This is a genomic window from Myxococcus sp. RHSTA-1-4 (genome assembly GCF_020037125.1).
Lineage (GTDB): Bacteria > Myxococcota > Myxococcia > Myxococcales > Myxococcaceae > Myxococcus.
In genome coordinates, this window is sequence record NZ_JAIQDG010000012.1 from 120959 (window position 1) to 135147 (window position 14189).

General features: G+C 70.3%; 11 protein-coding genes. 10 read left to right on the forward strand and 1 reads right to left on the reverse strand.

Annotated features, from left to right (window positions below; genetic code table 11):
* Nucleotides 1–179: 179 nt before the first annotated feature.
* The 3 genes from K8638_RS18300 (at nt 180) to K8638_RS18310 (ending at nt 3178) form a co-directional block, all read left to right on the forward strand.
* The gene (locus K8638_RS18300) at nt 180–464 is read left to right on the forward strand and encodes a hypothetical protein (RefSeq protein ID WP_223755829.1); all 285 of its coding nucleotides are present in this window, start codon (nt 180–182) and stop codon (nt 462–464) included.
* A gap of 211 nt (nt 465–675) precedes the next feature.
* Nucleotides 676–2070: an ammonium transporter gene (locus tag K8638_RS18305; protein WP_223755830.1), complete on the forward strand. Its 1395-nt coding sequence runs from the start codon at nt 676–678 to the stop codon at nt 2068–2070.
* An 82-nt stretch (nt 2071–2152) separates the two neighbouring features.
* On the forward strand, nt 2153–3178 hold the full coding sequence (locus tag K8638_RS18310) for a hypothetical protein (RefSeq protein WP_223755831.1): 1026 nt from the start codon (nt 2153–2155) through the stop codon (nt 3176–3178).
* Nucleotides 3179–3194: 16 nt separating this feature from the next.
* Here K8638_RS18310 and K8638_RS18315 read toward each other — a convergent pair whose 3' ends face one another.
* A complete protein-coding gene (locus tag K8638_RS18315; protein WP_223755832.1) occupies nt 3195–3869 on the reverse strand; it encodes a GNAT family N-acetyltransferase in 675 nt (224 codons plus the stop codon).
* A gap of 247 nt (nt 3870–4116) precedes the next feature.
* Here K8638_RS18315 and K8638_RS18320 point away from each other — a divergent pair, with 247 nt between their 5' ends.
* The 7 genes from K8638_RS18320 to K8638_RS18350 all read left to right on the forward strand — a co-directional run bounded on the left by K8638_RS18320 (nt 4117) and on the right by K8638_RS18350 (nt 14177).
* A complete protein-coding gene (locus K8638_RS18320; protein WP_223755833.1) occupies nt 4117–6135 on the forward strand; it encodes a serine/threonine-protein kinase in 2019 nt (672 codons plus the stop codon).
* A gap of 61 nt (nt 6136–6196) precedes the next feature.
* A complete protein-coding gene (locus tag K8638_RS18325; RefSeq protein ID WP_223755834.1) occupies nt 6197–7000 on the forward strand; it encodes a hypothetical protein in 804 nt (267 codons plus the stop codon).
* A gap of 15 nt (nt 7001–7015) precedes the next feature.
* Nucleotides 7016–7840 (forward strand): hypothetical protein, encoded by an 825-nt coding sequence (locus K8638_RS18330; RefSeq protein ID WP_223755835.1) that lies wholly within the window; start codon nt 7016–7018, stop codon nt 7838–7840.
* A 163-nt stretch (nt 7841–8003) separates the two neighbouring features.
* Nucleotides 8004–9320 (forward strand): hypothetical protein, encoded by a 1317-nt coding sequence (locus K8638_RS18335; RefSeq protein WP_223755836.1) that lies wholly within the window; start codon nt 8004–8006, stop codon nt 9318–9320.
* 72 nt (nt 9321–9392) lie between these two features.
* A complete protein-coding gene (locus tag K8638_RS18340; protein ID WP_223755837.1) occupies nt 9393–10328 on the forward strand; it encodes a vWA domain-containing protein in 936 nt (311 codons plus the stop codon).
* The gene (locus K8638_RS18345; RefSeq protein ID WP_223755838.1) at nt 10328–11305 is read left to right on the forward strand and encodes a vWA domain-containing protein; all 978 of its coding nucleotides are present in this window, start codon (nt 10328–10330) and stop codon (nt 11303–11305) included. The genes K8638_RS18340 and K8638_RS18345 overlap by 1 nt, the downstream gene beginning before the upstream one ends.
* Before the next feature lie 19 nt (nt 11306–11324).
* A complete protein-coding gene (locus tag K8638_RS18350) occupies nt 11325–14177 on the forward strand; it encodes a cation-translocating P-type ATPase (RefSeq protein ID WP_223755839.1) in 2853 nt (950 codons plus the stop codon).
* The last annotated feature ends 12 nt before the right edge of the window (nt 14178–14189 follow it).

A 14189-nucleotide genomic window follows, 5' to 3' on the forward strand; every position in this document is an offset into this window, starting at 1 on the left:
GACCGCGCGTCCGGCGCACCCCTGAAGTTGGTTCACACGCGAAGGACTCCGCGCGGAGTCGTGGAAAACCACGACGGGAGGTGTCCCCACGCGTCGGGCTCCGCCATGGAAGATGTCAGGGATGCGGCGTATGACTTCGTATGAATTCCCAAACACTCCGACTCAGGGGGAACGAAGACATGAAGACGAAGCTCTCGGCGCTGACCCTGGTGGCCTCGCTGCTCGCGTCGTCCGCCGCGTGGGCGGCCGTCACCGTGCGCTACTACAACCGCGACTCGCGCGACTACACGTGGTCGGCGGTGTGCAGCGGCGTGAAGACGAGCGTGACGTTCGGCCGGAGCCAGACGGCCTCCGTCACCATCCAGGGCTCCGGTCCCTGCACCGTGCAGACGGGCGCCGGCAACGTGGTGCTCAAGGGCGGCGAGGACCTGGACATCAAGGACGGCAAGCTCCAGGTGAAGTAGGCCGGAACCCTCCTGGAAGGGAGCGCCCGGCCGCCGTGATGGGGGCCGGACAGCCGGGCGCCCCATCTCCCTTCCCCCTTGGAATCAGGACCAACAAGCTCAAATACCAACGAACTTATCCTTCCTGAGCGCCGACCAAGGCTACCTGCCGTTGAAATTAACCCTGAGCCGATCCACAATGCGTTGCGTCAGTCTTCCGTGAGGAGGCGCAATGAAGAAGTGGTTGGCGGTGGCCCTACTGGTGGGTGTAGGTGCGATGGGCTTGTTGGTGAGCCCGGCGACGCAGGTGAAGCAGGGCGGGCCCATCAACGCGGCGGACACGGCGTGGCTCCTCACCGCGACGGCGCTGGTGCTGCTGATGACGCCGGGCCTGTCGTTCTTCTACGGCGGCATGGTGCGGCTGAAGAACGTGGTGTCCACGCTCTTGCAGAGCTTCATCGCCATGGCGGTCATCAGCCTGCTCTGGGTGGTAGTGGCCTTCAGCCTGAGCTTCGGTGACAGCATCCACGGGCTCATCGGAGATCCGCGGACCTTCTTCATGTTCAGCGGGGTGGGTGGCGAAACGCATCCGGACCTGGCGCCCACGATTCCCCTGCTGCTGTTCGCGCTCTTCCAGCTCAAGTTCGCCATCATCACCCCGGCGCTCATCACCGGCGCGTTCGCCGAGCGGGTGCGCTTCAAGGCGTACGTGCTGTTCATGGTGCTCTTCACGCTGTTCATCTACGCGCCGCTGGCGCACTGGACGTGGCACCCGGAGGGCTTCCTGCGCAAGTGGGGGGTGCTGGACTTCGCGGGCGGCACGGTGGTGCACATGTCGGCGGGCTTCGCGGCGCTGGCGGGCGCGCTGGTGCTGGGGCGCCGGACGGTGCACCAGGAGAACGCCGCGCACACGCCGGCCAACATCCCCTTCGTGATGCTGGGCACGGGCATGTTGTGGTTCGGCTGGTTCGGCTTCAACGCGGGCTCGGCGCTGTCCGCCTCGTCGCTGGCGGCGCTGGCGTTCGCCACCACCAACACGGCCTCGGCGGCGGCGATGCTGGGGTGGATTGCCTTCGACTGGCTGCGCGGCCGCAAGCCGAGCGCCATGGGCGCCTGCATCGGCGCGGTGGTGGGCCTGGTGGCGGTGACTCCGGCGGCGGGCTTCATCACGGTGGGCCAGAGCATCGTGGTGGGCCTGGTGGCCAGCTTCGTGAGCAACGCGGCGGCGCATTTCAAGAGCCGCACGGCCATCGACGACACGCTGGACGTCTTCCCCTGCCACGGCCTGGGCGGCGTGGTGGGCATGGTGCTGACGGGGGTGCTGGCGAAGGACGTGGGGCTCATCCACGGCGAGACGCGCACCTTCATGATGCACATGCTGGCGCTGGTGCTGGTGTCGGTCTTCTCCTTCGTGGGCTCGTACCTGCTCTACAAGCTGGTGGACCGCATCGTCCCGCTGCGAGTCACCCGCGAGCAGGAGGAGGAAGGGCTCGACCTCAGCCAGCACGGCGAGACGGTGGGCGAGGTCTCCGTGCCCCCGGCGCCTCCGCTCCCCACCGTCGCGGCCGCGAGCACGGCCACCCCGGACGCGGAACCCCGGGGCCCCTCCGTGCCGCTCCCGGCCTGACGTACCGGATGTAACGCGGGCCAGGGGTTCGCGAAGGCTGGCGCTTGCAATGGCGCCAGCCTTTGCGCGTGGATGGGGGTGTATGAAAACACCCGGACCGCGCGGAAACCCGCTCCACCGAGCCCTCCCCCTCCTCGCCCTGCTGCTGGGCACGTCGGCCTTGGCGGACTCACAAGGCGTGGGCTTCCGCGAGCTGGCGATGAAGGACCCCGTCGGCGGAGGCCCCATGAGTGGCCTCGTCTTCTACCCGGCGGCGCAGCCCAACGAGCCGCTCCCCGTGGCGCTGTACCTCGTCGACGCGGGCAGGGAGTTGGAGCTCGCCCCGGGCCGCTACCCGCTGGTGCTCATCTCCCACGGCCATTCCGGGAGCCGCTGGGGGCACCACGACCTCGCCACCGCGCTGGCACGTAAGGGCTTCATCGTCGCGACGCTGGACCACCCGGGCGACAACTACCGGGACCCCAGCGGCGCGGGCACGGACGCGGTGTGGCTCGGGCGCGCGTCGCAGATGCGGGCGCTGCTCGACGCGGTGCTGGCGGACGGGACGGTCGGCGCCTCGGTCGACCCGGCCCGGGTCGGCGCCCTGGGCTTCTCCGCGGGCGGATACACCGTGCTGCTGCTGGCGGGCGCGGAGCCGGACTTCGGCAGGCTGGAGCGGCACTGCAAGGCGCGCAAGCAGCCCGTCATCTGCGCGGAGCTGACGAAGGTCCGCGCCACGCGGCCCGGCCTGAAGAAGGACACCGCCGAGCCGCGCATCCGCTCCGTCTTCTCCATGGCCCCCGTCGGCGTCTTCTTCGACAAAGCCGGGCTGAAGAACGTGAAGGTCCCCGTGCGGCTCTACGCCGCCGCGAAGGACGAGCTGCTCCCCGTCGCGGACCACGCCGCCCACGTCCGGGCCTCGCTGCCGGCGCCGCCCGAGTACACGCTCATCCCCCGAGCGGGGCACTACGTGTTCCTCGCCCCCTGCACACCGGAAGCAAAGGAGGAAGCCCAGGAGCTCTGCACGGACGCGCCCGGAGTGGACCGCGAGAAGCTCCACCGCGAGCTGGCCACCGACGCCGAGCGCTTCTTCACCCGCACCCTGGCGCCCGCGGCTCCGGGCCCTTGAGTCCGGGCACCGGGCCTCAACCGCCCTTCTTCGCCCCCGCCCTGCCCCTGCGCCCACCACCCACGCGAACCATGACGGTCTCCGGCATGGGGCCGTTGTTGGGGCTGCCCTCCGCATCCGGGGCCACCTTCGGCCTGCGCTTGATGCGCCGGGGCGGCAGCAGGTCTGGCTCGCCGGGGACCTTCTGCGCCATGAAGATGGCGGCATCGAGCTTGTAGAAGTTGCGCGCCCGGTACCACGCCAGGGCGGCCTCGTTGTTCTCCGCCACCTCCAGCACCAGGTGCGTGCAGCCCCGGGTGCGAGCCAGGTGCTGGAGCTGATCCATCATGAAGCTGCCCACCCCGCGCCCCTGGTAGTCGGGGTGCACGGCCAGCTCCTCCACGAAGAGGGGCCGCATGCCCCGCTTCTCGAACCAGCGCGGGTTGACCCAGTTGTCGTCGCCGGTGGCCTCGAAGGCGCACTCGGAATAGCCGACGATTTCCCCGTCCACCTCGTAGAGGAGCTGCTCTATCCAATCGGAGGTGTAGACCTCCATGAAGCGCCGCTTGGAGCGGGGACGCTGGTACTCCACCGTCTCGCGATTGACGTCGCGGAAGACGAGCTTCAGGAACTCCCAGGTCCGGTTCAAATCACGGCGGTGGATGCGGCGGACGCGCACCTCGAGCGTGTCCTGGGATTTCTCCGTCGGCATACGCCGCCTCCATAGCAGGATGGAGGAAACCCTCCAGCACTTCCCGGTCCCGGCTGGCGCCCCGCCCGGTGCCGGCCAGCGCCCCGTGCCGGGAAATAGGGGGTTGGACGCCTGTCAGACCTGCGTGTTCCCCTCCTGAAGCCCCCGGACTGGGTGCCGTACGACATCAGGAGGGTTGCTTGCAGGTGGGGTGGGAGGATGGAATGGGGACAACCAGGCAGCCGCGACACCCACGAGCTCCGACCCAATGACTCGACCCTCCGACGGTGACCTCCGTACCGACACCGTCTTGCGCAACACCTACAAGATTGTCTCCGTGCTGGGGCGGGGAGGCATGGGCGCGGTGTACCTGGCCCAGCACCTGCGCCTTCCCGGCAAGCAGGTGGCGGTCAAGGTCCTCCGGGGTGGGGACCAGGTGACGCAGGAGATATTCACCCGCTTCCGCCGCGAGGCGGAGATCGCCTCCCGGCTGGGGCACCCCAACATCGTCGAGGTGCTCGACTACGACACCCTGGAGGACGGCACTCCGTTCCTGGTGCTGGAGTTCCTGCGCGGCGAGAGCCTCCAGTCCCGGCTGGAGCGGGGGCGGCTGCCGCTGGACGAGGTGTTCTCCTACACGCGGCAGATGGGCTCGGCGCTCCAGGCGGCGCACGGGGCGGGCATCGTCCACCGGGACCTCAAGCCGGCCAACGTGTTCCTGGTGCCCACCGACTCCGGCGGGGTGGTGGCTCAGCGCGTGAAGCTGCTCGACTTCGGCATCTCCAAGGTCCTCAGCTCGGAGACCTTGCAGACGCAGGAAGCCACCATCATCGGCACGCCGCAGTACATGTCGCCCGAGCAGGCGATGGGCAAGAACCGGGAAATCGACGCGCGGACGGACATCTTCGCGCTCGGGTGCATCGTCTACGAGATGCTGTCCGGCAAGCCCGTCTTCGGCGCGGGCACCCTGGCGCAGATGATCTTCCGCGTCGTGTACGAGCCGGCCGATCCGCTGGCCCCGCTCTGCCCGGAGGCCCCGGCGCACACCCTCGCCGCGGTGGAGCGTGCGCTGTCCAAGCGCCCGGATGACCGCTTCCCGGACGTGGCCTCCTTCGTGGAGGCGCTGACGGGCAGCCCGCTGCACACGCTCTCTCCGCAGCCGGGAGCGCAGCCGCTTCCCCGCCCTGCGGCGCCCCATCCCACTCCGAGCGCCCGGCCCGTCTCGGGCATCGCGCTGCCCTCGGACAACGCGGGCGAGGAAGGCTTCGACGCCACGATTGCACCGGGCAGCGGCAAGGCCGCCGTCCCGGATACGGGCCGCATGGGCATGGTGCAGCCCGAGCCCTTCGCGGGGGGCGGCACGGGCCGCATGGGCATGGTGCAGCCCGAGCCCTTCGCGGGGGGCGGCACGGGTCGCATGGGCGCGCCGCTGATGGACCCGCCGGCCCTGGAGCCCACGCTCATCTCCAAGCAGGTCCCCGTCCCTCCGCCGGAGCGCCCGCCCCAGCCCATCACCGCGGTGACGCCCCCGGTGCAGTCCGTGCCCCAGCAGGGCCCCGCGTCCGTCCAGGGCGTGGCCCCGGGCCAGCCCATGCACGCCGCGCAGTCCGTGGCCGGGGTCCCCGCGCAGCCCATCGCCGTGGCTCCCGCGCAGGCCATGCAGCCCGCGCCCACCAGGAGCCGTGGCCCGCTGGTCACCGCCGCGGCCGTGGCGCTCTTCGTCGCCGGTGGTGGCGTGGTCTGGCTGATGAGCCGCCCCGGGACTCCGTCCACGACGCCGGTGAGCGGCCCCCAGACGACGGCGGTGCAGCGGCCCCCGGCCAACTCCGGCAACGGCACCCCGACGGCCCTGGTGAATCAGCCCCCAACAAACTCCGGCAGCGGCACCCCGACGACTGCCGTGCAGCAGCCTCCGCCCGACGTGGGCACGCCGGAGCCGGGCCCTTCCAACACTCCCACGGTGGCCACCACCACGCCGGACAAGCCGGCCACCACCACCCGCCCAACGGCGCGCCCGGAGCAGTCCGAGGAAATGCCCGAGCGGGTGCGGGAGCTGCTGGCCGAGGGCGAGCGCGCCCTGGCCGCTGGCGATGCCGTCAAGGCCATCGCTCTCGCACAGAGCAGCCAGCGCACGGGCTTCGTGGCCAAGGCGTCGTACTCGCTGCTCACCCGCGCCTACTGCAAGCAGAACGACCTGAGCAATATCAATGCCCAATGGCCCAAGGTCGCCGCCTCGGACAAGCCCCGGGTCCGCAAGTTCTGCAAGCGGTACGGCACCGAACTCTGACACACGGGCCTTTCGCGAAGGGGGGCCCTCTCCGCAGCACGAGGTGATTCGCTTGAGAACCATGGTCGCAGTGATTGTCGCGGCGGTCGCGCTGGGGGCCGCACCCAGCCTGGCGGCTGCCCCCGTGGAGGCGGGCAAGGTGTACTCCGGTACCGAGGGCGAGGAAGTCGCGGTCGTCCCCCTTGCGCCCCGGTCCGACAAGAAGTTCCTCATCCGCGTGCGCGGCACGGGCTCCGAGTTCGACGGGAAGGTCTTCCCCTACGAGCTGAACGACTGGAGCACCAGCAGCACCGTGCAGCTCAACTACAAGACGCAGTGGCACGGCCGGGACTACACGGCCCTGCACGTGCGCGACCAGCGCTACGAGATGTACGTGCCCGGCCGCCAGCAGGCCATCCGCCTCACCTACGACGAGAAGAAGACCCAGTCCCTCAAGCCGGAGGAGGTCTACTCGCAGTACCAGAAGCTCCAGAAGGACGGCACGCTGGCGAAGCTGATGGCCTTCGACCGCAAGGGCGAGGCCGCGCGCCACGACAAGGACTACGCCGACACGCTCCACGAGATGAACAGCGCGTGCGGCACCTCGGTGTCGGCGGCCATCGACTGGAGCAGCGTCACCGACGACCACCTCAAGGAGCTGAGCATCTCCAGCTACTGTGACGCCCCGCTCACCGCGATGAAGCAGCTGTGCACCGTCTCCAACATCGCGAAGCAGACCGTGCGCGAGAAGGTGAAGCAGGTCAGCTGCCGCTTCGGCAACGCCCTGGAGCCGAAGCTCGAGGCGGACCGCGTCATCTGGACGACCCACAAGGACGCCAGCAACCAGGACCAACACGCCACCCGGTTCCTCAAGACGAACCTGTAGCCGGAGCCCTCCCAGATGAACTTCAAGCGATTCGCAGCGGTCGCGATGTCCCTCGCGTGCGGTGCCTCCCTGGCCGCCGACCCCGTCCAGCCGCCTTGGGGCAAGGAGGAGAACCTCGGCCAGAAGATGCTGATGGAAGCCACCTCCGTGTGCACCGACGGCAAGGGGCACTACGTGGTGCTGGCGCCGGAGGACGACGAGAACCGCCCGCGCATGTACTACGGCGACGGGAAGACCTTCGTCCTGGTGGCCAGCCCGGGCCACTATGCGCCGTCGAACTCCTTCCTGGAGCCGCGCTTCTTCAACAAGTCCGCCAACCCCAACTTCCGCGGCATGGACTACCGCGTGATGTCGGAGGTGGAGCTGGACGCGAAGGAGAAGAGCTGCGCCCTGCGCTGCGGCGAGAAGAAGATTCCCCTCACCCTGATGGACGGCGCGGAGGCCGCGGACCTGCTGCGCAAGGCCACGTACCAGCCCAACCCGCAGAAGTACGCGCCCCACGCGCTGCTGCGTGACACCAAGGGCAACTACTACTTCGTGGACCGCGGCTTCCACGAGGCCGACCAGAAGAGCTACCGCGTCTTCATCGGCCAGCGCGGCACCCTGAAGCAGCAGAAGATGACCAACGTCGTCTCGGACTCCGAGGGCGAAATCTTCTCCACGAAGAAGGGCGAGCTCCGGCTGGTGCTCGACCAGGAGAAGTCCTCCATGTGGATCGAGAACACCAAGAAGTCCTTCGAGCTGCGCCAGGTGCCCGTCCACGAGAACCTGCCGCTCATCTACAACGACCTGGGTGTGTACGAGGGCGCCCGCCTGGGCACGCCCTGCGACGACCAGTAGCCACGCGCCTCACGGCGCCGGCCCCGCGGGCCGGGCGGAACGTCTCCACGACGCTCCTCCCGGCCCGTGGCCGTTTCAGTGTCCCCGGCTCGAGGTCCGGGCGGGAAGCCGGCGGGCCGGCCTTGATTGAGTGGCGCGGTTGCGCGAGCCTTCCCCTTCCGCCGTGAGCCATCCCCGCTACTTCGTCCCCCATGCCGCCAGCGCGGCCGAGCCCGTCCAGTCGGACGCCTCCGCGATAGCGCACGTGGTGGATGCGTTCCGCTTCGAGGCCAGACACCTCCTGGAGCAGGAGTGGATTGTCGGCATCGACGCGGTGGGCAACGTCCACGTGGTGCCCGCCAGCGCGAGAGACCCGCTCCCCGCCGAGGCGAAGGCGCAGCTCACGCACCACGAGGTCGCCTCCGGCCGCACGCCCCGGCGCATCGCCGCGGAGGAGCTGTACTTCTTCGCCGTGGAACTGGTGGAGCACCCCTCCGACGCGGAGGGCTTCAACGACCCGGTGTACCTCTATGGCCACCTGTCGGGCCCGTGGCCGGGTGATGCGCCCACACGCGTGCCGGGGCAGCTCACGGTGACGCGCGGGGACGTGCTGGCCGGGCTGGTGCACGGCGCGGCGGAGGCCTTCCACTACGTGCAGACGCCGGAGAGCCCCTCCGCGCCGCGCGGCTACCACGCGCTGCTTCCAGGGGACCGCCCCGAGCGCCTCGCCGAGGGCCGGGGCCTGGTGCTCGCCTGGCCCGCGGTGCCACCCGAGCTGCAGGTGGGCAACGCCTCCAACGGCCCCATGGTGGCGCGCATCCTCCATGACGTGCTCACGCAGCTCCAGGAGGACGCCCGCGCGCATGGCGGCCCGGAGCCGCTGGCGCGAATGGAGCTGCCCGTCCCCAGCCGCGCCATGGCCATCGCGGACCTGGAGCTGCGCGGCTATGAGGTGAAGGGCGACGTGGCCATCCTCCGGCGCAACCACCCGGGCCTCCTCACCCGCATGGCGGAGTGGCTGCGCGCGGAGAAGGTGAAGGTGCCCACCGAGGCCGGCGCCCCCGGCTTCCTCGAGGTGGCCCGCGCCGCGCTCGCCGCCCTCCCCGGCTGGCCCGGGGAATCGGAGCGGGTGCTCCGCGCGCTCGTCCGTCCCGGAGGCAGCGCGCCCGTGCCCGTCGGCTCCATGGCCATTCCCGTGGCCGCCGCGGCCGTGGCGCCGCGTCCCCTGCCCCCTCGCGCGCCACCGAAGCCGCCGCGCCCGGACGAGTGGATGCAGGACTTCCTCAACGCGCACGCCGCGTCACACCCGGGCGGCGCGAAGCCGAAGCTCACGCGGGCGAAGCCGGCCTTCACTCCGCCTCCCGCGCCCGCGAAGAAGTCCGGCACGCCGGACTGGATGGCGGACTTCGGCGCCACTCGCGGTGAACCCGCGTCAAAGCCCTCCACGAACACGGCGTCCCCCGCGAAGAAGCCGGATTGGATGAGCGACTTCGAGGACTGAGGGTGGGCCGTTGCGGCTCCTGCCCGCGGGGCGATACCGTCGCCCCCCAATCGCAGGGGGAACAACGACACCATGGGACACGAGAAGCCGGTAGAGCCGTTTTCGGACCTCCACGTGGAGGAGGGGAAGGTGCGCGCGGTGCTGCTGCACGACCCCACCGTCGAGGGCCTGGACGTCGCCATCTACATGGACGCGTCGGGCAGCATGCAGGACGAGTACAAGTATGAGCGGCCCCAGCGCACCTTCCTGGAGTGGATTCGCGGCGCGCCGCTGAAGGACCCCGCCAACCAGGTGGAGCCCCAGGTGCAGTGGATGCTCGAGTACCTGGCCACCAAGGACCGCAACGGCCAGCTCCGCGTGGCCTACTGGGCCTGCGGCAACTCCGGCCGCGAGGTGGAGGTGGTGGGCGAGCTGAAGGGCGTGGACGTGAAGCAGTACAAGTTCCCCGGCGCGAAGAAGCTCGGGAACCACACGTACCTGGCCCCCGCGCTGAAGGACTACGTGCGCTACCTCAAGGAGCAGGTGCCGCAGGGCGCCCGCCGCGGCTGCGCGGTCATCGTCACCGACGGCCAGCTCCACGACGCGGATGAGGTGGAGAAGTTCTCCGAGCAGGTCGCGAAGGAGATCGCCTCCGGAAAGCTGCCGCGCCTGAACTTCGTGCTGGTGGGCGTGGGTGACGGCATCGACGAGGAGCAGCTCGAGAAGATTGCCCACACCGAGTACCCGGGCGTGGGCCACCTGTGGTGCCACCGCATCGCCAAGGAAATCACCCAGGTGGCGGAGCTGGTGGCCGTGCTCGTCGACGAGAACATGACGGTCGCCGCCGGCGGCACCATCTACGACGACAAGGGCAAGGTCCTGAAGACCTATGAGGGCCGCCTCCCGGCGGTGCTGGAGTTCGACGTGCCCGAGGGCGCGGAGAGCTTCACCCTGGAGGTGAACGGCCAGCGCTACACCCAGCCGCTGCCGGACGAGGACCACCACGACGAGGACGAGGACCACCACTGATGGCCGGCCACGAAGTCATCGTCCGGCCGTTCTCGGACGTGCACCGGATGGGGAACAAGGTCGTCGCCACGCTGCTGCACGACCCGACGGTGGAGGGGCTGGACGTGGCCCTCTACATGGACGGCTCGGCGAGCATGGAGGACGAGTACGGGCCTCGCGGCGTGCTGGCGAAGCTGGCGCCCGTGAAGAACCAGGTCGAGCCGGAGATGCGGTGGATGCTGGAGTACCTCGCATCCAAGGACCGCGACGGCGTGGTGCGCGTTGCGTACTGGGCCACGGGAGACGGCAGCCAGCTGGAGCACGTGGGGGACCTCACCGCCTTGCAGGCGAAGGACTTCCGCTTCCCGGGGCCGCGCTTCTACGGCAAGGCCACGGTGATGCTCCCGGTGCTGCGGGACTTCGTGGCCCACATGAAGCAGCAGGTGCAGACGGGCGCGCGCCGGGGGCTGGCGGTCATCATCACCGACTCGCAGCTCTCGGACGGCAACGACGTGCGGGCCTACGCCACCCAGGTGGCGAAGGAGATCGCCGCCGGCCGCCTGCCGCGGATGAACTTCGTGTTCGTCGGCGTGGGCGACCAGGTGGATGAAGAGCAGATGGAGGAAATCTCCCACGAGACGTACCCGGGCGTGGGCCACCTGTGGTGCCACCGCATCTCCCACCGCATGGAGGAGATGGCGGAGCTGGTGGCGGTGCTGGTGGACGAGACGATGACCGTCGCGGCGGGCGGCACCATTTACGACGAGCAGGGCAAGGTCCTGAAGTCGTACGAGGGCCGGCTGCCCGCGGTGCTCGAGTTCGAGGTCCCCGAGACGTGCAAGGCCTTCACCCTGGAGGTGGCGGGTCAGAAGTTCACCCAGCCCATCCCCGAGGAGCACGAGGACGAGGACCACCACGAGGAAGAGGAGCCCCAGCCCGCACCGGTGAGCGCCCCCGCCCCCGCTCCCTCCCGCAAGCACGGCGGCCACCGCCACTAGCACCAGGAATCACGACGCCATGTCCGAGCAGAAGAAGAGCGGTGCGCAGTCCGGCCATGTCCATGGGCCGGGCTGCGAGCATGACCACGCGCATGACCATGACGCCGCTCATGCGCACGGGCATGGCGAGCCTCACGTCCACGGGCCGGGGTGCAAGCACGACCACGGCCCCTCCCTGGCGGCGGTGAAGCCCGTGGGGAAGCTGTCCTTCAAGGAGCTGAAAATCATCGGCCCCGCGAAGGCGGAGAAGCACGTCCACGGTCCGGGCTGCAACCACGACCATGACCACGACCACGGTCATGACCACGCGCACGGCGAGAAGCATGTGCATGGCCCTGGCTGCAACCACGACCACGGTCATGACCATGACCACGACCATGAGCACGGCCCCGGGTGCAGCCATGACCATGGTCACCATCACCCGAAGCCGAAGCGCATCCGTCCTCCCGGGAACCGGCCCGCGGAGGGCGGGGGCGCGGCGCTCCAGCTCGACCTGGAGGGCGCGCTGCCGGGCGAGACGGACGACGTGGGCCGCTTCCAGAAGCTGGAGGCCGCGCTGGAGGCCCACCGGGGCGTCACCGACGTCCACCTCCGGAGAGACCAGGGCTACGCGGAGGTCTGCATCCACTACAAGCCGGAGCTGGTGAGCGCGACGCAGCTCCTCACCGCCGCGCAGCGCACCGGGGCCGAAGTCTCCGCGCGCTACAAGCACCAGACGTGGTTCGTGCGCGGCATGGAGTCCGCGGACGCGGCCTCCACCATCGAGACCGGACTCGGGAAGCTGAAGGGTGTCCTCTCCGCGAGCGTGGCGTACGCCAGCGAGCGCCTCGTCGTGGAGTACGACAGTGAGGAAGTCACGTTGAAGGACGTGGAGGCGAAGGCGAAGGCGCTCGGATACGCGCTGGAGGTGCCCTCGCACGGGCACGCCTGCTCGCACCACGCGCACGGGGGAGGCCTGGCGCCCCTGTTGGAGATGCCGCTGGTGGGGGTCTCCGGCGTGCTGCTCCTCGGGGGCTGGCTGCTGGAGCGCTACTTCCAGGTGTCCCCGCTGGTGCCCACGCTCGTCTGGGCGCTGTCCATGGCGACCGGCGGCTTCTTCGCCATCCGCGGCTCGGTGAAGTCGCTCTTCCAGCTGCGCATCGACATCGAGACGATGATGGTGGTGGCGGCCCTGGGCGCGGCGGTGCTGGGCGCCTGGTTCGAGGGCGCCTTCCTCCTCTTCCTCTTCGGCGCGGGCCACGCGCTGGAGCACCGGGCCATGGACCGCGCGCGGCGCTCCATCGAGTCGCTCGGCGCGCTCCGCCCCGAGGTGGCGCGCGTGCGCCGCGGGGGTGACGTGGTGGAGGTGCCGGTGGGCGAGGTGCAGCGCGGCGAGCGCATCGTCGTGCGCCCCGGCGACCGCGTCGCGCTGGACGGAATCATCCGAGAGGGAAAGAGCTCGCTGGAGCAGGCGGCGATTACGGGCGAGTCCATCCCCGTCGCCAAGAAGCCGGGGGACGAGGTGTTCTCCGGCACCATCAACTGCGAGGGCATGCTGGAGGTGGAGGTCACCCGCCTCTCCTCGGAGTCGGTGCTGGCGCGCGTGGTGGACATGGTGGCGGAGGCGGAGGCGCAGAAGGGCCCCAACCAGCGCTTCGCGCAGCGGCTGGAGCGCATCGTGGCGCCGCTGGTGATGATTGGCGCGGTGGTGTTCCCGGTGGTGCTGATTCTGCTGGGCACGCCGGTGAAGGAAGCCATCCTCCGCGCGGTGGCGCTGCTGGTGGCGGCCTCGCCGTGCGCGCTGGCCATCTCCACGCCGTCGGCGGTGCTGTCCGCCGTGGCGGCGGCGGCGCGGGGCGGCGTGCTGGTGAAGGGCGGCATCTACCTGGAGCTGCTGGCGAAGGTGAACGCCATCGCCTTCGACAAGACGGGCACCCTGACGGTGGGCCGGCCGAAGCTGCTCGCCACCGCTCCGGCGGAGGGCGTATCGCGCGAGGAGCTGCTCGGCACGGCCGCGTCGGTGGAGTCCCTCTCCGCGCACCCGCTGGCGAAGGCGGTGGTGGAGGCGGCGGCCGAGGCCGGCATCCAGGCCCCGGCGGGGAGCGATTTGGAGGCCATCCACGGCAAGGGCATCCGCGCGAAGGTGGGTGACGCGCGGGTGGACGTGGGCAGCCTCGCCCTCTTCGAGGGGCAGGCGGTGCCGGCGGAGATTGCCGCCCAGGTGGACAGGCTGGAGGAGGCGGGCCAGACGACGATGGTGGTGCGCAAGGCGGAGCGCTTCCTCGGGGTGCTGGGCGTGGCGGACACGCTGCGGCCGGGGGCGCGGCACGTGGTGCACACACTCAAGGAGTCCGGCATCGGGCGCACGGTGATGCTCTCCGGCGACAACGCGCGGGTGGCGAAGTCCATCGCCGCGCAGGTAGGCCTGGACGAGGCGCGGGCGCCGCTGATGCCGGCCGACAAGGTGACGGCGGTGCGGGAGCTGGGCCGTCAGGGCTCGGTGGCCATGGTGGGCGACGGCGTGAATGACGCGCCCGCGCTCGCCGCGGCGGCGGTGGGCGTGGCCATGGGCGGGGCGGGCTCGGACGCGGCGCTGGAGACGGCGGACGTGGTGCTGATGAGCGACGACCTGTCCCGGCTGCCCTTCGCGCTGGGGCTGGCGCGCCAGGCCACGGCGGTGATGCAGCAGAACCTGGTCATCTCGCTGGGCATCAGCGGCATCCTCATCATCGCCGCCATCTTCGGCCTCACGCAGATCAGCCACGCCGTGGTGCTCCACGAGGGCAGCACGCTCCTCGTCGTCGCCAACGGCCTGCGCCTGCTCTTCGTCCGGCCCCACGCCATGACGTCCGCGCCGGAGCCGGTGGTGGGCGTGCGGCCCGCCGCCGGCTGAGCACCTCTCTCC